14 protein-coding genes are annotated in these 18,099 nt (G+C 56.7%); 3 read left to right on the top strand and 11 right to left on the bottom strand.

What is annotated here, in order from left to right; all coding sequences use genetic code 11:
• Positions 1-28 precede the first annotated feature (28 nt).
• The gene (locus P8935_RS21075) at positions 29-727 is read left to right on the top strand and encodes an SPOR domain-containing protein (protein WP_348262284.1); all 699 of its coding nucleotides are present in this window, start codon (positions 29-31) and stop codon (positions 725-727) included.
• Between the two features lie 7 nt (positions 728-734).
• Here the strand turns inward: P8935_RS21075 and P8935_RS21070 are convergent, their stop codons facing one another.
• From P8935_RS21070 to P8935_RS21025, 10 genes are all read right to left on the bottom strand, one after another.
• Positions 735-1,445, bottom strand: coding sequence for a lysophospholipid acyltransferase family protein (locus P8935_RS21070; protein WP_348262283.1), 711 nt, complete (start codon positions 1,443-1,445; stop codon positions 735-737).
• Between the two features lie 15 nt (positions 1,446-1,460).
• Positions 1,461-2,891: a UDP-N-acetylmuramate:L-alanyl-gamma-D-glutamyl-meso-diaminopimelate ligase gene (gene mpl, locus P8935_RS21065; protein WP_348262282.1), complete on the bottom strand. Its 1,431-nt coding sequence runs from the start codon at positions 2,889-2,891 to the stop codon at positions 1,461-1,463.
• Positions 2,888-3,832 carry an LD-carboxypeptidase gene (locus tag P8935_RS21060; protein ID WP_348262281.1) on the bottom strand — a complete coding sequence of 315 codons (945 nt, stop codon included), beginning with the start codon at positions 3,830-3,832 and terminating at the stop codon, positions 2,888-2,890. The genes mpl and P8935_RS21060 overlap by 4 nt, the downstream gene beginning before the upstream one ends.
• Positions 3,832-4,653 (bottom strand): diaminopimelate epimerase, encoded by an 822-nt coding sequence (gene dapF / locus P8935_RS21055; protein ID WP_348262280.1) that lies wholly within the window; start codon positions 4,651-4,653, stop codon positions 3,832-3,834. Before dapF ends, P8935_RS21060 begins: the two co-directional genes overlap by 1 nt.
• On the bottom strand, positions 4,650-5,369 hold the full coding sequence (locus P8935_RS21050) for an MgtC/SapB family protein (protein ID WP_348262279.1): 720 nt from the start codon (positions 5,367-5,369) through the stop codon (positions 4,650-4,652). Before P8935_RS21050 ends, dapF begins: the two co-directional genes overlap by 4 nt.
• Positions 5,370-5,392: 23 nt before the next feature.
• Positions 5,393-7,024 carry a hypothetical protein gene (locus tag P8935_RS21045; RefSeq protein ID WP_348262278.1) on the bottom strand — a complete coding sequence of 544 codons (1,632 nt, stop codon included), beginning with the start codon at positions 7,022-7,024 and terminating at the stop codon, positions 5,393-5,395.
• Positions 7,017-7,952, bottom strand: coding sequence for a PfkB family carbohydrate kinase (locus P8935_RS21040; RefSeq protein WP_348262277.1), 936 nt, complete (start codon positions 7,950-7,952; stop codon positions 7,017-7,019). The genes P8935_RS21045 and P8935_RS21040 overlap by 8 nt, the downstream gene beginning before the upstream one ends.
• 44 nt (positions 7,953-7,996) lie before the next feature.
• Positions 7,997-8,863, bottom strand: a complete 867-nt coding sequence (gene mtnP / locus P8935_RS21035) for an S-methyl-5'-thioadenosine phosphorylase (RefSeq protein ID WP_348262276.1) — start codon at positions 8,861-8,863, stop codon at positions 7,997-7,999.
• 107 nt (positions 8,864-8,970) lie between these two features.
• Positions 8,971-10,353 (bottom strand): siroheme synthase CysG, encoded by a 1,383-nt coding sequence (gene cysG, locus P8935_RS21030; protein ID WP_348262275.1) that lies wholly within the window; start codon positions 10,351-10,353, stop codon positions 8,971-8,973.
• A gap of 8 nt (positions 10,354-10,361) precedes the next feature.
• On the bottom strand, positions 10,362-12,062 hold the full coding sequence (locus tag P8935_RS21025) for a nitrite reductase (RefSeq protein WP_348262274.1): 1,701 nt from the start codon (positions 12,060-12,062) through the stop codon (positions 10,362-10,364).
• 456 nt (positions 12,063-12,518) lie between these two features.
• Here P8935_RS21025 and P8935_RS21020 point away from each other — a divergent pair, with 456 nt between their 5' ends.
• Together P8935_RS21020 and P8935_RS21015 are read left to right on the top strand one after the other, a co-directional pair.
• Positions 12,519-13,592, top strand: a complete 1,074-nt coding sequence (locus P8935_RS21020) for a glycosyltransferase family 4 protein (protein ID WP_348262273.1) — start codon at positions 12,519-12,521, stop codon at positions 13,590-13,592.
• Between the two features lie 22 nt (positions 13,593-13,614).
• Entirely contained in the window at positions 13,615-15,810 is a 2,196-nt protein-coding gene (locus P8935_RS21015; protein ID WP_348262272.1) for an amylo-alpha-1,6-glucosidase, read from the top strand.
• Between the two features lie 7 nt (positions 15,811-15,817).
• Here P8935_RS21015 and P8935_RS21010 read toward each other — a convergent pair whose 3' ends face one another.
• Positions 15,818-17,767 (bottom strand): family 20 glycosylhydrolase, encoded by a 1,950-nt coding sequence (locus tag P8935_RS21010; protein WP_348265362.1) that lies wholly within the window; start codon positions 17,765-17,767, stop codon positions 15,818-15,820.
• Positions 17,768-18,099: the final 332 nt, after the last annotated feature.

The raw sequence follows: 18,099 nt of genomic DNA, 5'->3' as shown, positions 1-18,099 counted from the left end.
GTCACTACCCATAAGCCCAGAGCCATGAATGATTCGAGACTTTACTAAAGAAGACTTGGAAGCCGAAGAGAGCGTGCGTGACACCGAGCTAACGCTAGGCGGAGGCACGCTTTTTGTCCTCGGTGGTGGACTGATTGGGATTTGCGTTCTCTGCTTTGGGCTGGGATACGCTGTCGGGCACCGCACATCGACGGGCCCGTCCGCTTCCAATATTCTTCCGACGCCCAATGTCAGACCATCGGTCACACCGGTTGGGTCTGGTTCCAAGCCAGGGGCAGGCCAGGCACAAGCTCCGCCTCCGGTTCAGCCGGCCGCCGAGGTTTCCACCGATACTTCCGGTGATCCAACTCAGCCCGCGCAAGTTGTTCCCGCCGTCGCGGACAATGGTGCAGATTCAGCGCAGCCCCAACTCAAGCAGGCGGCTGGTTCGCAGGTCCAGCCCGCTCCCGGAGGCCCGCTCAGCACATCCCCGTCTTCGCCGACACAGATCCTGCCACCGATGACCAAGACGCAAGGCTGGATGGTACAGATCGCCGCAGTGTCTCATTCTGAAGACGCAGATGTTCTCGTGAATGCTCTGCGAAGGCGAGGGTATTCGGTTACTGCCCGTCGCGACAACGGAGACAGCCTCATTCACGTCCAGACGGGACCGTTTGTGAATCGCAATGACGCGAACGCCATGCGGCAAAAACTGCTCAACGACGGCTACAACGCCGTAGTGCAATAACCGTGCGCTAAGTCCGCATCCACTCCGGCAATCCCGACGCAATCGCTGCACGCACGGCCACCATCAGGTCTTCGCGCCTCTCGTAATCGGCTGGATCAATGGGGCCATGGAATGTGACGTGTGCGGTCCCGGGATGGATCTTCATGCTGCCCTTTGACATCATGGTTTCCGTTCCCCAAATCGAAACCGGAATGCATGGCGCTCCTGTCTCTTTGGCGAGGAAGAACGGACCCTTTTTGAAGGGAAGCATGCGTCCATCTTTCGAGCGCGTCCCTTCAACGAATGTTGTGATATGTATGTTTTTTGCGAGCACAGCGCGTGCTGCGGCGATGCTCTCCTGTGCGCTTTCAATGCGGCCATCGCGGTCCACAGGAACGAACTCACCCTGCTTCAATCCCCATCCAAACACCGGAATGTGCATCAGCGAGCGCTTCACAAAAGCTGAAGTCCGCCCTGGAATATTTGGAATCAGCGCTGGTGGATCGAGATTCGAAACGTGGTTAGCCATGAAGATGCAAGCAGTGTTCGCGGGCACTAATTCGCGTCCAGTCACTTCAACGCGGATGCGAGCGAGGAAGTACCCAGTGCGCACGATTACCTGCGCAGCCGTGTAGAGTGGCAGCGCGTTGCCGGTAATGATCGACCACGGAAGGAAGATGATCGCAGCCGGAATGCCGAGGATGACAAAGGTGGCCAGCAGGAGCAGTGACGGTATCATGACAATCTTTCTCGCTCAAGATCGGCTGGCTCTGAGCCGGGCCGGGAGTTTCTCATAGATGCCGTCGAAGCCGCCATTGGAAAGGATGGCGACAACATCGCCTGTTTTCAGCTCTTGCGCCAGACTCTCAACAATTTCAGCGGTGCCGGGATGCAATTCGGCCGGTGTGCCTGCAACGTTGAGAGCGTCGACAACATCTTCCGGATGGAGCCTCTCAGCATCAGGTATCCGCTGCTGCTGATACACGCCGGCAAGAATAACGCGATCGGCGATTCGCAGACTTTCAATCAGATCATTTTCGAGTACCTTGCGACGCAGCGTATTCGAACGCGGCTCAAGCACAGCCCATAGACGCGAATCAGGATAAACGGAACGCAGCGCGCGCAGCGTCTCGCGTATCGCTGTCGGATGATGTGCAAAGTCGTCGATGATGGTAATGCCTCGAATGACATCGCGGACTTCCAAACGCCGCTTGACGCTCTTAAAACTGGCCAGAGCAGTACGGATGGCATCCCTGCTGACGCCTTGACCGACTGCAAGCGCCGCCGCCGCTGTTGCATTTAGGACATTGTGCTCGCCAGCGAGACGCATATTCAGCTCTGACCACAGTTCACCGTTGCGCCAAATTTCCCATTTGGTCTCGCCGTCAATATGGCGAAGATTACGAATCTGCCAGTCGGACTCCGCTTTGAATCCGTAACGCTCTATACGACAGAAGGCGTGACTGATGCACTCGGTCACATTTTCGCTGCCGTCAAAGGCGACCAGCAGTCCACGACGTGGCACAAGATTGACCAGGCGCTTGAAAGCGATCTTCACTGCTTCCAGATCGGCGTAGATGTCGGCATGATCGAACTCAACATGCGTGAGAATCAGTGCGTCTGGAAAATAGTGCAGAAACTTCGGTCCCTTATCGAAGAACGCGGTGTCATATTCGTCGCCCTCAATAATGAAAGTGCGTGTTGGACGAAGCTGGAAGCTTGTGCCGAAGTTCTCTGCCACCCCGCCAATCAGAAATGAAGGCTCTAGCGCTGCATGATCGTGTGACGCAACTTGGTAGATCCAGGCCAGCATGCTCGTCGTTGTAGTTTTGCCATGGGTACCGGCGACCACCAGCGATTCGCGGCCCTTCAAAAATTCTTCACGGACGAGAGCAGCCATCGAAGTGAATGGTATGCGCTCATCAAGAACGCGCTCCACTTCGGGATTTCCGCGGGAGAGTGCATTGCCGATCACGACAAGGTCGGGCGCAGGATCAAGGTTCGATTCGGAATAAGGCTCCAGAATCGGAATCCCCAATGACCTCAACAGGTCGCTCATCGGTGGATAGGCCGCTTTGTCAGAACCAGTAATGCGATGTCCTTGTAGCTGCAGCAGCCCCGCCAGGGAAGCCATTGCCGTGCCGCAAATCCCGCTCAGATGAATATGTTTGGTTAACGAATTCATGGTTTCACCGCTGGCTGCAGAAGATCGATGCGTGCTGCCGTCCCGGCATCCAGTTCTGCTTCGATACCAAATATCAACGTAACGTTCTGACGCGATACATGACCGCTGCGCAATCCGATGACAATGGGGATATTCAACCCATCGAGTGCGGACAGGATTGCATCTTCGAGCAGATTCTCAGGCGCTCCGGGCGATGTGCAGTCCAGCATTTCGCCGAAGATGATTCCACGCACGCCGCTCAGTTTCCCCGCTGCTCTTAACTGCCACAGCATGCGATCAATCTGGTACGGCTTTGCGCCAACATCCTCAATAAACAGCAGCTTGTTCTCCGTTGCCGGCTCCCACCGTGTCCCGATCAGCGCAACAAGGATGCTGAGACAGCCACCATAGAGTGTCCCTAGCGCTGTTCCGCTGCGAAGAGTACGCAGTCCTTCCGCGCTTCCCACCGAATATGGCTTGCCGGCCAACGCCGCATGAAAGCTATCCAGGTGCACACCGTCTTCACGATAAAAATCCGCTGCAACCATCGGCCCGTGAAACGCCGGAAGGCCAAGCTGATCCAGCAGGTAAAGTTGCAATCCCGTCATATCGCTGTAAGCGAAAAATGGTTTCGGATGCTTCTCGATGAGCGCGAGGTCAACTCGATCGAGCAGGTAATTCGATCCATAGCCGCCGCGAACCGCCGCTACGACGCTGGTTTCCGGATCGGTAAAAGCTGCCTGCAGGTCGGCTAGGCGTTGCTCAGGTGATCCGGCAAAGAAAAGCGGACCTCGCGATTGAGTGTTTGCGCCGATGCGTGGCGAAAACCCGAGTTGATTCAGGCGCTCCATCCCGCCTGCAACGCGCTCGGGAATTGCGAACGACGCGGGAGAGATGACGCTTATGCTCGCCCCTGCGCCGATCGGCCCCAAAGACATCAGCGGCTTCGATTCGGTTGTCATCAGCACCATGCCTCGCCGCGTGCAATCAAGGATGCCGGCCCTGTGAGTTCCAGTTCGTTGGCTTGCCCGCGCCAAGTCACCACTTGCGACCCACCCGGGGCCAGAACGCGCAGAGGAGATGTGCATGCATGGAATGCAATCGCCGCTGTCGCTGCTGCAGATGAGCCCGTTCCAGAGGATGTGGTCGGGCCCACACCTCGCTCGAAGATGCGTATTTCAATCTCACTCGAGTTCACGATCCGGACAAACTCGACGTTAGTCTGATGTGGGAAGTCAGAATGAATGCAGATTTGCGCCCCGATAGTCTGCCACGTTCTATCGCCAACGGTGAATTCCGGGTTAGCAACCAGAATCACAAAGTGCGGATTGCCCGTAGAGACAGCGACGCCGTTTACTTGACTTCCGTCGGCAAGAGTTACGGTTTTTCGCGCAGCGCTTGGAATACCCATGCCCGTCGTGACCTCGACGGAATAGCCGAGATCCACCCGAACGCTGTTGATACGGCAGACGCGAATTCCCGCGTCCGTCTCGATACGCAGTTCATCTCCACTTTTTGCGCCAATCATGGAACTCATCCACGCAGCCACGCAGCGCGTTCCATTGCCGCTAATTTCAGCTATGGAGCCATCTGCATTGTGAAGACGTATGCGGCCGGACTTGGAGCCGGTCCAAGCGAAAAACTCCACGCCATCGGCTCCCACGCCCGTGTTGCGCGCGCAGATTTGTCGGGTCAGTTCAGCCCAATCTCGTTTGGCGGCTGCATCTTCGGTCACGATCAGAAAGTCATTGCCGCACGCGTGCGCCTTCGCAAATGGAATCAATCTTCCTCCGGATCGCGGAAATTGAGCAGCGCATCGATGGCAGGTTCAGAGAGGAGTTTGCCGCGCAGGCGCTCATGCTGCCTCTTCGTCGCGGTGATGGTGAAGGTGACGCGCTGCAAATCGCCGATCGCGTTAGCGGCAAAATCTCCGAGCTGCTCGCCCGCCTTGTCCATAGCGTCCAGAATAGAGTGAAGCATCGCCGTCTGGTCTGAACCACGAGCCTCATAAATGAGCGAGTAGATCTTAATGCTGGCGCGCCGCTCGAGAAAACCGACTATCTCAAGCGCGATGATCACGATTACCGTGGCAATCGCTGCTGCAGCCAGCAAGCCCGCGCCGCATGCCATGCCAATCGAGGCCACTACCCATACGCTCGCGGCGCTCGTGAGCCCACTGATGCGGCTGCGGGTGTGAATGATCAGCCCTGCGCCAAGGAAGCCAATGCCCTGCACGATATTCGAAGCCACCTGGCCCTTGTTAGGACTCGCATCGCCCGCCAGGACTGCCGATAGCAGCGTAAAGAACGCCGCGCCCAGGCAGATCAAGAGGTTGGTGCGAACCCCTGCCGAGCGGCGCTTCACCTCGCGTTCAAGCCCAATCAGTCCGCCTAAAACAGAGGCAGTGAGCAGCCGGCTGATGGCGCCGTTAACCACCACCACTTGCTGCAGCCAACTAAAGTCAAAGGGCGCCGAAATATTCGCCCACGTCGTGCACATGGCTATCACCTTGGCTGATGCTATCACCGCTCTGCAGCTTTCGAACCAGCCGAGGTATCGGACACGTAAACCGTGCCTGACTTCTGTTCCGGCGCATCGAATCGTCGAACCATGGTGAGGCCCTCAGGATGAGCCTTGACCGCCTTGTCGATCGCATCGCCATCAAATGCCACCACGATGGCGGCATGCGTTGCGGGAGAAGCCAGGGCATCGGTGAAGTAGTTCATGTCGCTCTCATTGAGGGTCTGGCGCAAGGGAATCCCGCTGAATGCCACGAGATTGGGATATACCGAAGTTTGCATCAGCACCAGTCCACTTGGTCGCGTCGCCAGCAGCGCGCGCAACACCGGGGGAATCTCCGTTTCGAAGATTCGTCGCGACTGTATATTCTTGGTCCCTTCAATATAGGTCAGCGGATCACTGCGCAACACCACCCACGCAGTTATAGCTATAACCGCATAAAGCGCGCCTGCAGCGATTCTCGTTAAGTTCTTCTTGAACTCGCCTGCCACAGCGATCACAAATTGAGCGACAAAACTAAGAGCCAGTGCGAGAGCTGGCAGCATCTCCATTCCGTAGCGCGTGTTGTACCAGGAGTGCGGCCACCAGACAGGAAGAAAAATCGGAACGGACCCAAATGAAACGGAATACGCGTAGAAGGGAATCGGCAGCCATAGCAGAAGACTCCACAGGAAGCCGCGTCGATGCGTTGTAATCCAACCCCATGCCGTTCCCAGCGCGGCGATGCCCAGCATGAAATTTCCCCACGCTTCCGGCGCGACGTCCATCTCCGCGCATTTCACGAAGAAGAGCAAGGAAACCCAGGGATTGTGCCAACCGGGATGCGGCGGTCCAGACCCTGGCGATGAAGTGCGCAACTCGATCGCTGCCGCGGAATAGGGCCCCCGGGCGAAGTCGAGCCAATCGCCAAAGACCACCGCGTTATATGTAAACCAGATCAGCGGAGCTGCGACCACGGCCGCGCTCGCGATCCAGAATGTGCGCGAACGAAGCGTGCTCGTGCGCAACTGCACGATGCCGATTGATGTCCAGGCAAGGGCAGCCAGAATCCAGCCGTCGTAGCGCGTAAATACAGCAGCAACGAGAACTAGTGCAATCGCCCGCAACAGGCGCGCAGCCCGTGGCGGATCGTTATTCAGCGCCGCACGCCACTCTACCAGCCACACCGCAAGCCACACCATCTCGCAAAGAAATAGCGGCTCGGTCATCGCCGTAGTCTGCAGGTAAAGCAGGTTTGCATTCAGCCCATAGAAAGCTAGAGCCACGACAGCTGCGGAAGGCCGCAGCCAATGTCGTGCCAGGCGATACACTCCTGCGCATCCCGCAACGTACGCCAGCGCAGATGGAATCATCCCAGCGATGCCGTTTGCCCACCACGCGTAAACTGTGACGAAAGGAAGTATCAGCAGGTGCGGCAGAGGCAGCCAGACTGAACCGAGTTGCGAAAGTCCGGGCCGGTGCGAATCAAAAACACGCCTGGCGATATGCATGTGCGCGACCGCGTCGCCGTAGTTCAGCATCGCACTATGACGCCAACTCCACACGCTTGCAAGAGCCGAAGCAGCCACCGAAGACGCCACCACCATCAGCCACTCATTGCGACTGATGGGGCGGCGAATCGGTTGTTCAGTCAAGGTGAGTTAATTCCCTGAAGAGACTGAAGCGGTGGTCGATCTCTTCGCGCGTCAGCTGCTGAAGGCGATCGGTGCCAAAGCGCTCAACCACGAACGATCCCATTACGCTGCCGTAAAACATCGCGTAACGGAAGGCCTTCGGCGTCAGCTCCTTTTGAGACGCGAGATAGCCAAAGAATCCGCCAGCAAAGCTATCGCCTGCGCCCGTGGGGTCTACGACTTCCTCCAGTGGAAGAGCAGGGACGTGAAACGCGCGCTTCGCCACATCCTCAGCGTTATTCTCTTTCGTCTGGGCGAAGAATGCGGTTGCACCATATTCGCCGTGCTTCACCACCAGAATCTTCGGACCCATTTCAAAAATCTTGCCGGCTGCCAGCGCAATGCTGCGGCTGCCCGTGAGCATGCGCGTTTCCGTGTCGTTGATCAGCAGTACGTCGAGACCCTTCAGCACTTCCAGCAGTGCAGGCTTATGATCCTTGATCCAGTAGTTCATCGTGTCGCCGCCAACCAGCTTGGCCTGTGGCATTGCTTCGCGTACCCGGCGCTGCAACACGGGGTCGATGTTAGCAAGGAAAAGAAATTGGGAGTCATGATAATCCGGGGGAATCTTGGGCTCAAAACCGGCAAATACATTCAGTTCGGTGGCGTGTGTTTTCGCCTCATTCAGGTTTTCGAGATACGAGCCCTCCCAATAAAAGCTCTTCCCCGGTGCGTGTTGAATGCCCGTCGTGTCAACTTTGCGGGCATCAAAAACTGCCTGTTCCTTGGCGCCAAAATCCTCGCCTACCACCGCGATGACGCGAACGTCCGTGAAAAAGCTTGCAGACAGTGAAAAATAGGTTGCGGCGCCGGCCAGGCAGCGCTCTCTACGTCCGGCGGGGGTTTCGACAGTGTCAAATGCGACGCTGCCCACTGCGGTGATAGCCATGCATAACCTCTCTAAATTCGTTTATTGGATGACGATTTTCGCCGCTACCAGCCGAGATATTTGCCGAACAGCAGCTTGAGTTTTTCCTTAGCCGCGGTGGGAATCGCATCGGGCTGCGTCAACACGGCAAATTTTGCCGCCGAGGCACATGCGCAGTTGCGTTCGGTTGGCATTGCAGCCACTGCAGCCTTCACCACCTTGCAGGCGTTCTCTGCGTTCTGGTGCAGGACAGCAACGATCTCTTCAATCGTCACCGCATCATGGCCCTCGCGCCAGCAGTCGTAATCCGTAACCATCGCAACAGTGGCATAGCAGATCTCCGCTTCGCGCGCCAGCTTGGCCTCCTGCAGGTTGGTCATGCCGATCACATCGGCGCCCCAACTGCGATAGAGATTTGACTCCGCCTTGGTTGAGAACTGCGGGCCTTCCATGCAGACGTAGGTGCCGCCCAGCTTGCCAACTACACCTGCGGTCTTGCATCCCTTTTCGGCCGCTGCCGCAACCGTCGCGCACACCGGGTCGCCAAACGCGACGTGTCCAACGATTCCTTCGCCGAAGAACGTTGAAATGCGATGGAAGGTACGGTCGATGAACTGGTCAGGAATCACAAAGTCCGTAGGCTTGTGTTCCTCCTTCAGCGAACCCACGGCGGAGACAGAGATAATCCGCTCAACACCAAGCTTTTTAAAGGCGTAAATATTCGCTCGAAAGTTCAACTCGGACGGCAAAATCCGGTGTCCGCGGCCGTGGCGCGCCAGGAAAGCGACCTTGCGGCCTTCCAGTTCGCCAAGTACAAATGGGTCAGAAGGATCGCCGAAGGGTGTTTCGACGCGCTCCTCATGAACGTTGGTAAATCCGGGCATGGAGTACAGCCCGCTGCCGCCGATAATCCCGATCTCTGCCTGAGGCAATGTCGCTCCGATCAACAGGCCGTTGACGCCTGTTGCATGGTTTCAACAAACACTTCAGTATAAAGGTCGGAAGCGGGTCACTTTCCCAGCCGCTGAGCCCGGAACAGCTACCACTGTGACGTCAGCGGTTCGCTCAGCGTCTCGCACATCCGTGCGTTGGATGTGTCCCGAACGGCCCATCCAGCGATTAACAGGCTAGGCGACTCGGTTGGCGTGACCTTTCCAAGTTCACCAAGCGTGGTCCGCTGCACTTGCTGCCTTGGTTGCGCAGCGTACGAGACAATCGCGCACGGGAAGTCGGCGGGCAAACCGTCCTGAAGCCATTCGAGCGCCAGCAGACTCAGATCGCGCCCCGGCATGTAAACGATCCGGGTTGCGTCTTCCAACTCCGGCACCGGCGAGTGATTGTGTGATTGCGCGTGATGTCCTGTCGAAAATATGACGTTCGATGCTGCGTTCCGATCCGTCAGCGAGCAGGGAATCGCAGCGGCAGCCGCGAACGCCGCTGTGATGCCGGGAACCACTTCAAACTCCACCCCTGCTTCGTTCAGCGCCGACATCTCTTCAGCGGCACGCCCGAAAATCAACGGATCGCCGCTCTTGAGCCGTACGACACATCGTCCCGTGCCCGCATGCTCAATCATCAGCGCGTGAATCTCTTCTTGCGTGATGTTCTTTGTGCCGCAACGCTTTCCCACGTTCACAATCTCCGCGCTCGGATGGCTGAGCTTGAGAACCGCCACTGGAACAAGGTCATCATGCAAAATCACATCCGCCGATTGAATCAGCCGGAGCGCCTTTACGGTTAGCAAGTCAGGATCGCCAGGACCTGCGCCCACCAGGAAGACTTTGCCACCCACATCTCTCGGAGTTTCGCCTATTAACGTCGAATCCGCTGAGCCCCGCCAAGCATCCGAACTCGATTCAAAGAACTTCCGCTCCGCCAATTGGTGCAGAAGTGCTTTGCGCTCCTCGCCCGCAGGATGTGTAGTTAGAATCTCTCGCCGAAACCGACCGAGATTTTTGAGCCAGGGTCCCAGATCTGCCGCCAGTTGTCCGTCAATTTCGCGCTTCAGCCTCTGCGCGACGGCCGGGCTCTCCCCCGCAGTCGAGATCGCAATCTGCAAATCCCCGCGCCGCACGACAGATCCAAAATAAAAATCGCAATGCGGCGGATCATCGACGCTATTCACCAGGATTCCGCGCTTCACTGATTCACGATAAACAGTGGCATTCACTTCCGGATCGTCCGTTGCTGCAATCACGACGAAGTTGCCATGGAGGTCTGCGGGTTCAAACCTTCGCTGGATCCATTCCAGTTGTCCTTCATCAGCCAGCTCCCGGATTTCAGCCTTGGCTTCCGGCGCAATCACTCGTAAGCGCACACCCGTGATCAGCAGGCTCGTGATCTTTTCGAGCGCCACATTTCCAGCGCCCACCAGCAACCCAGGCTGTCCGTCGAGTTTCAGAAAAATAGGCAGCAAGCTCATTCGTGACCTCAGTCTGCGACCGCATGCGGCACGCGGCCCGTTGGTAGATCCCGTTCGACAGCAGCAAGCACTTCCCCGGCAAGGTAACCGCGCAACTCCTCATTGGTATGGCGTGCAAACCATGCCCGCAGATTCTCATCGCCGTTTTCGCGCGTGTTCAGATACTTCTTCAACAGCCGGGCAATAGCCTCCGGAACAAGCGATGCTGGCGAACGATAGCCTACCGGCCGCGAGATCGACGCGTGCTGTCCAACCGAACCGCCGAGGCAAAAGTAGTAAGCATCCACCAGTTTCCCTTCGTGCTTGATCTTCTTGCCTTCAATGCCGATATCGGCTATCCAGTGCTGCCCGCAGCCATTCGGGCACCCCGTCACATGCAGCCGAAGTTGTTGATCAAACTGCGGAACGCGCTCTTCCAACTCATCCACCAGCCAGCGCGTGAATCCCTTTGTCTCCGTAATAGCCAGCTTGCAGAATTCAGTTCCCGTGCAGGCGACCGCGCCGCGCCAGAATGGCGATCCCTCAACGTGCAACCCAATCGAGCCAAGTTCGCGCACCAGTTCCGGCGCCTTCTCGTTGGGAATATCGATGAACAAAAGGTTCTGTGAAACCGTCGCGCGTAGAGAGCCGCTCCCGTACTTGTCGGCCAGATCTGCCGCTGCTTCCAATTGCTGTCCGCTCAGACGTCCCCGCAAAACCGATGCACCCACATAGCTCAGTCCCTGCTGCCGCTGCCGATGGACTCCTACATGATCTCGCAGCGTTTCATCCGGCACATGTTCCTCAACGCCGGGCAACAAAGGAAAGTCAAGCCGTGATTGAATCTCATCCAGGAATCGCTTCGCGGTCCATCCTTCCTTTGTGAAGAGATACTTCAGTCGCGCCCGGTCCCGACTCTCCCGGAGCACCTGTTGATCGCGAAAGATCTCCGTGATCACCTTAACGACGGCGACTGCCTGCTCCGGAAGAACAAACGCATCAAGCCGAATTGCAAGATGAGGCTCGTTCGAAAGTCCACCACCCACACGAAGCGAAAACCCAACTTGTCCATTGTGTCTAACCGGCGTAAGCGCGATGTCGTTGATCTCGGGATACGTGCACCATGTCGGACAGCCAAGCACCGAAATCTTGAACTTGCGTGGCAGGTTGTAAAACTCTGAATTCGCCGTCAATAATTGCGCAATCTCCAGCGCGATGGGCGAAGCATCAATCATCTCTTCGTGGTCGACCCCTGCCAGAGGGCAACCGGTAACGTTGCGCACCACGTCTCCGCAAGCGCCCTTTGGCGAAAGCCCAATCGCATCAAGTTCCTTTACTACCTCAGGCAGCGACTCGATCGTGAGCCAGTGCAGCTGGATATTCTGCCGCACCGTAATGTCCGCAAGGTCGCGCGCATATTTCCGCGTGAGCCCCCCGATCGTACGAAGCTGATGCGAAGAGATGATCCCGTTCGGCATTCCAATGCGCATCATGAAGTAGTCGGTCGCCAGCCCCTCGCCGCCCTTACCGCCAGTTGCGCCTACACCATCACCCTGCGTGTAGATTCCCCACCATTTGAAATAAAACCCCGCCCACTCTGGCACTACGCTCGAACGTCCGTCGCGCGCAAACTCTCGCACCTCGTCAAATGCTTCCCAGGGATTCTTGGCAAGCTTCAGGCGCTCCGAGCGCTGGGCCTTGGTTTCTTTTACTTGAACTGCTTCAGTCATATTTCCTCTTTGGGGAGATTCGATTTTGAAATGCAAAAAGCCCGCGGCAGCTAGGGCTGTGTCGCGGGCTTTCAGAAAACCTTGGATGAAGGACGATCTTTAATGAACCGAGGTCACCTGTGCGCGCGAGGCGTCATACAGCGGCGACAACAGGTCCGAGGGTCCATGCATCGATATTCTCAGGAAGAGTGCGAAAATGCAACCCTCGCGCGACAAGTCCTGACGAACTGTCGGCCCCGCACAGGTTTTCTCCATCGGGCTTTCTCCCGAATCTCCTTTCAATTGAGCGGATACCTCTCCGTTTGAGCTGTGAGGCAACCTAAAGTTCGGCACCTCTTTTCCTTTTCGCAGGTTCAGCGATTACGAGCCTTTCAGGCGACACCCTCTTGAGCAGGTCGCATCGAAGACATAAAGGATGACCCGCATCGTTAGAGCCGGCCGGGGAGAGTGCCATATATGAAAATCGCGCAAGTCGCGCCTTTATACGAGAGTGTGCCTCCCAAGCTCTACGGCGGCACTGAACGCGTTGTCTCCTACATAACGGAAGAGTTAGTAAAGCTTGGGCATGATATTACGCTCTACGCGAGCGGAGACTCCCGTACTTCCGCTCGCCTGCGTTCTATTTGCGAGCGCGCACTTCGTCTCGATGGCGGTAAGCTGCTCTCGCCCTTGGCCCATCACCTAAACCTCATTGAAACCGTCGCGCAAGAGGCCGACGAGTTCGACGTTGTGCATTTTCATCTCGACTACTTGCCGTTCTCACAGATCAGGAGACTGGAAATCCCCGCCGTTACGACGCTTCATGGGCGGCTTGATATTCCCGATCTATACCCATTGTTCAGGGAATTCGACGACATGCGCCTGATCTCGATCTCCGATGCGCAGCGTGCTCCCATGCCTTGGGCTAGCTGGCTCACCACGGTGCATCATGGCATCCCCGAGGATCTTCATCAGCCAAATTTCGCGCCAGGAGAATACCTGGCATTTCTCGGTCGGATTTCCCCAGAGAAGCGTGTTGATCGGGCCATCGAGATTGCTCGCCAGGCCGGAATGCCTCTCAGGGTTGCCGCCAAAATTGACGATGCAGATCGCAACTACTTCGAAACGGAGATTAGCGATTTGCTGGCGAATTCAGATGTCGAATTCATCGGTGAAATCGGCGAAGACGACAAAACTGATTTTCTCGGCAATGCGGCTGCGTTGCTTTTTCCGATAGACTGGCCCGAGCCTTTCGGCTTGGTCATGATTGAGGCCATGGCCTGCGGGACGCCGGTAATCGCATTTCGCGGCGGTTCGGTTGCCGAAATTATCGACGAAGGCGTAACCGGGTTCGTTGTTGAAAGCATTGAAGAAGCCGTCGAAGCACTGCAGCGCATTCCGTCTCTCGATCGCAAAGGGTGCCACCAGCGGTTTCTTGAGCGGTTTACCTCACGGCGCATGTGCGAGCAGTATTTGACTGCCTACGAGCGCGGAATCTGGGAAAAGAAACGCGCTTCTCGCGGAAAACGTGGACTCACGCTTTCCCTCTAACCAGCTTAGGAGTTCTCTATTGATGATGCCATCTGTGCAGCGTGAACAGAATCGCGACGTCATTGAAGTTGATCAGCAGTTTTATATACGAGCTTCGTCAGCGCTTGCTGATGATCGAACGAGGGTCTTGCTGAATGGCGACACCTTTGCCATTTTTGATCGCAGCGGCGATATCCAACCCGTCGGATTCGGCCAGCAGGGAATCTTCCACAATGAAACCCGCCACCTGTCGCGGCTTGAGATGCGCCTGCTCGGGTTCCGCCCGTTGCTGTTGAGTTCCACAATCCGCGAAGACAATATTCTTTTCGGAATTGACTTGACCAATCCTGACATCCAACTCGATTCCGGCGCATCGCTGCCCCGCGGTACAGTTCACATCTATCGTGCCAAGTTCCTCACTGAACTGGTTTGTTACGACCAGATCGTCCTAAACAACTTCGGCGACACCGCAATTGACCTCGAGCTTTCCTTCGACTTTGAGGCGGATTTCGCTGACATCTTTGAAGTGCGCGGCGAAAAGCGCAAGCGCCGCGGGGACAAACGGCCTGCTGAGATCGGACGCTCCTCCGTAACCCTCATCTATGACGGCCTCGACCATATTCGGCGAACAACACGTGTAGAGTGCTCGCTTCCAGCCTGTCAGGCGCGCGATGGTGGCATCACAGTTCCGCTTCATCTCGAGCCTCACGGCGAAGTCAGTTTCAATATCAACATCATTTGCGAGCGCGAAGGCAACGACCATGCGCGTGTGGTCAGCTACAGCGATGCGCTGCAGACCATGAATCACAAGCGCGGCAACGGCCCGCTCGCCGACTTGGATATCCACACTTCCAATGAGCAATTCAACAGTTGGATCCGACGGTCGCGCGCTGATCTCGCCATGATGATTACCCAGACTCCGCATGGACTCTATCCCTATGCCGGAGTTCCTTGGTTCAGCACTGTCTTTGGCCGCGACGGCATCATTACCGCGCTCGAATTGCTCTGGCTGGCACCTGATGTTGCGAAAGGCGTGCTGTCATATTTGGCCGCGACCCAGGCCACCAGTCACGATGCAGCACGCGACGCTGATCCCGGCAAAATTCTGCACGAGATGCGCAAGGGAGAGATGGCGCGACTTGGCGAAGTTCCCTTCGGGCGTTATTACGGTACTGTCGACGGAACTCCTCTTTTTGTTTTGCTGGCCGCTGCCTACTACGAACGAACCGCCGACGCCGACTTTCTCCGCGAAATATGGCCCAATATTCTCGCCGCTCTTGAATGGATCGACGTCTATGGCGATAGCGACGGAGATGGTTTCGTCGAGTATGCGCGACAGACCGACCATGGCTTGGTGCAGCAGGGTTGGAAAGATTCAAACGACTCGGTCTTCTATAGTGACGGACGCCTTGCGGTCGGCCCCATCGCGCTGTGCGAGGTGCAGGCCTATGTCTATGCGGCCAAGAACGGCATAGCCACAGCTGCGGCCGATCTAGGCCACAAAGAGCTGGCCGAGAAACTTCGCACCCAGGCATCCGACCTGCGCTCCAAGTTTCACGCGATGTACTGGTCCGACGAACTCGGTATGTTCGCGCTGGCGCTCGACGGCGAAAAAAGGCAATGCGGTGTGCGCAGTTCTAATGCCGGACAATGTCTCTTCTCGGGCATCGCCACCGATGCTCAATACCGTTCGATAAGCGATGGTCTTCTCTCGCCCGCGTTCTTCTCCGGATGGGGCGTCCGCACCATCGTTACGGGCGAACAACGTTACAACCCGATGTCTTATCACAACGGCTCCATGTGGCCGCACGACAATGCGCTCATCGCGCTCGGCGCGTTGCGAAGAAACGACAAGGATCTCGCACTCCGCATTACATCCGGGCTTCTTGACCTGGCTTCCGAAGTGATGCTGCATCGGCTTCCCGAACTCATCTGCGGCTTTGGCCGACGCCCGGGCAAGGGACCAACACTCTACCCTGTCGCGTGCTCACCCCAGGCATGGGCAGCGGGATCCGTCTTTATGCTTCTCCAGGCTTGTCTTGGGCTTGAAATTCGCGCCAGCGAGTCGCGGATTTATATGCATCATTCCGCTCTGCCTGAAAAGCTGCAGCACGTGCGTATACGGAATCTCAAGGTGGGCAACGCCAGCGTGGATCTCTCCTGCGAACGTTATGCGGATACCGTCAGCGTCAATATTCTACGTCGCAGTGGCTCAGTCGAAATCGTTGCGATGCGCTAGCGTTCGACTATCTCTGTGCGCCGGCAGCCTGCACCAGCATCTCTACCGGCGCAACCACCATGTTGCGCAACACGGCTTGTGGCTTCTCCGCCGCCTTCAAGGTCTGCGTATCGCTCTGTGTGATGGAAGCATTCGCGGCGCGATGATTCTGCAGATCATCTAATGCCCGCAGCCCAATCGCCGAAACCTGGGACAACGACTGTGAAAGCGGAGCCAACTCTGCAGTAATGTCCGAGCGCTTCAGGGAAGGCGCGAGTTTGGCGTCGTTTTCGTGCCACAGCGTAAGCCACTCCTTCGCCTCTTGATAATGCTCCGGGGAAGCGTTTCCAGCCACAATCGCCGCAACCACATTCTTGAACTTGCGGGCTGTTTCGCTCTCCGGGGGAACCGCATCCACAAGATGATTCAGCGGCGAATACCAGTCATACTCCTTCAGTTCTTCGCGCTGGTACCCCATTGGCGGCTGAACCACGCTGGCCAGCACCGCAAGATACTTTGTGTCGGCATCGCCGCTCATGCGCTGCAGCATCGGTCGGGTGAAGGACTGGTGAGTGAGCCCATACGATTCCAGCTTGTCCGAGACGACGGCCATGCGTGCGTACATCGAGTCCACATCGCGTACATCCTGCGCAGACCACAGCCGTTCTGCGATCGCCGCCGTGCGCGGCCAGATGCGGCTGTCGATGATTTCGGAAGTGGTGAATTCGCTCCACATCGCCGCTTCGCCACCCAGCACGCGTTTCTTTTCCTCGGGAGTCAGATTCGCGCCATCACCCGCCAGCGGATCCGCCAGATAGTGTTGAGCCGCCGACTCGTTCAGATCAACGTAATATCCCGTCGACAGCAATCCCCGGTTTCCCTGCTTTGCCGCTGCGGCCAGCGACTTCGGCCCGCGCCACGACTGAATCACAACGTCCTTAGGCGTATTCGGTGCCAGTACCTCGTCCCACCCTTCCATGATTCTGTGATGCGCCGCCACCAACTTCTGCACGCGCGCCGTGAAATACGATTGCAGCGCCGCATTGTCCTTCAGCCCGTGTGCGCGCATGAATTCCTTGATGCGCGGGTTCGCGTCCCATTCCTTCCCATTGCATTCATCGCCACCCACGTGGAAGTATGCGTCGGGAAAAATCGTGGTCATCTCTCCGATGAATTTGCCAATGAACTCAAAGGTGCTCTCGCGCGTAGGATCCATTGCGGGATCCATGATTCCCCATTTGCGCTCAATCTTGTAAGGCCCCTTCCCGCTCGCCAATTCCGGATAGCCGACAAACCATGCTGTCGTATGGCAAGGCATATCGAATTCGGGCACCACGCGTATCCCGCGATTGCGTGCGTATTCCACGATCTCCCGCATCTGGGACTGCGTGTAGTACGCTCCATCCGATCCCTTGCCGGTCAACAACGGATAAATCTTGCTTTCTGCGCGAAAGCCTTGATTTTCTGACAGGTGCCAGTGAAAGACATTCATCTTCACGGCTTCCATCCCGTCGAGGTTGCGCTCGATCACATCTATCGGCTGGAAATGCCTCGCCACATCGATCATCAGTCCGCGCCATGGAAACCGCGGTTCATCGTCGATGGTCACAACCGGGACGCTGAAACCCTCCGGCGTAATTGTCACCAGTTGCAGAAATGTCTGCAGCCCGTGCATCACACCGAGCGCATTCGGAGCCGTCAACAATGCGTGTGTCGGCGTCACCTCAAGGTGATAAGACTCGTTTTCACCGAGCTGCTGCACTGCATCACTTACTCCGCCGGTCTTAACCGTGAGGACCGCCTCGCTTTTTGTTCCTTCATCGTGGTAGGGAATTCCCGTCTCCCGGGATAGCGTTCCGATGAACCGCTTGCGAGCGGGCTCCAGCCGCGAATCCTTGAAACCGTCCAATGCAATCGTGAAATTGCTATCGATCTTCAATACCCCCTCCCCCCTGCTCACATGCAAAGGCACAGGCATCAGCGCCAGAGCAGCATCGGGTTGAGATTGAGCAGGCGGAATCCTGAGGAATGCTGTCAAAGAAATGCCGCAAAGAAGTGCCACACGCATGCGTGTAACGATCACAAATCACCCCTCAGAAGGGCGCGGAAATACAGCGCCGATTTTACGTAATCAGATCATGGAAGTGAGCGTTTGGCTCACGATTGGTCATTATACCCTCGGCTCGTCACGATTAGAAACAAGTGCGGCGGATGATCCCAACGTACTTTGAATGTCAAGGTAAGAAGTGGTCTAGGTCCGACGTATAGAAAGTCATGTGAAATCCGCATTTTCGGTCGTAATTCAAAGAT

This window comes from Telmatobacter sp. DSM 110680, assembly GCF_039994875.1.
Classification (GTDB): domain Bacteria; phylum Acidobacteriota; class Terriglobia; order Terriglobales; family Acidobacteriaceae; genus Telmatobacter.
Note: the sequence above shows the minus strand (reverse complement) of the source record. Positions and strands in the feature narration are given on the sequence as shown.

Bases quoted from the DNA above. Each gene is read 5' to 3' on its own strand.
- mpl (WP_348262282.1), bottom strand. From the start codon at position 2,891: ATGAATTCGTTAACCAAACATATTCATCTGAGCGGGATTTGCGGCACG.
- P8935_RS21070 (WP_348262283.1), bottom strand. From the start codon at position 1,445: ATGATACCGTCACTGCTCCTGCTGGCCACCTTTGTCATCCTCGGCATT.
- P8935_RS21025 (WP_348262274.1), bottom strand. From the start codon at position 12,062: ATGACTGAAGCAGTTCAAGTAAAAGAAACCAAGGCCCAGCGCTCGGAG.
- cysG (WP_348262275.1), bottom strand. From the start codon at position 10,353: ATGAGCTTGCTGCCTATTTTTCTGAAACTCGACGGACAGCCTGGGTTG.
- P8935_RS21010 (WP_348265362.1), bottom strand. From the start codon at position 17,767: ATGCCTGTGCCTTTGCATGTGAGCAGGGGGGAGGGGGTATTGAAGATC.
- P8935_RS21050 (WP_348262279.1), bottom strand. From the start codon at position 5,369: ATGTGCACGACGTGGGCGAATATTTCGGCGCCCTTTGACTTTAGTTGG.
- P8935_RS21040 (WP_348262277.1), bottom strand. From the start codon at position 7,952: ATGGCTATCACCGCAGTGGGCAGCGTCGCATTTGACACTGTCGAAACC.
- P8935_RS21015 (WP_348262272.1), top strand. From the start codon at position 13,615: ATGATGCCATCTGTGCAGCGTGAACAGAATCGCGACGTCATTGAAGTT.
- P8935_RS21075 (WP_348262284.1), top strand. From the start codon at position 29: ATGATTCGAGACTTTACTAAAGAAGACTTGGAAGCCGAAGAGAGCGTG.
- P8935_RS21020 (WP_348262273.1), top strand. From the start codon at position 12,519: ATGAAAATCGCGCAAGTCGCGCCTTTATACGAGAGTGTGCCTCCCAAG.
- P8935_RS21060 (WP_348262281.1), bottom strand. From the start codon at position 3,832: ATGACAACCGAATCGAAGCCGCTGATGTCTTTGGGGCCGATCGGCGCA.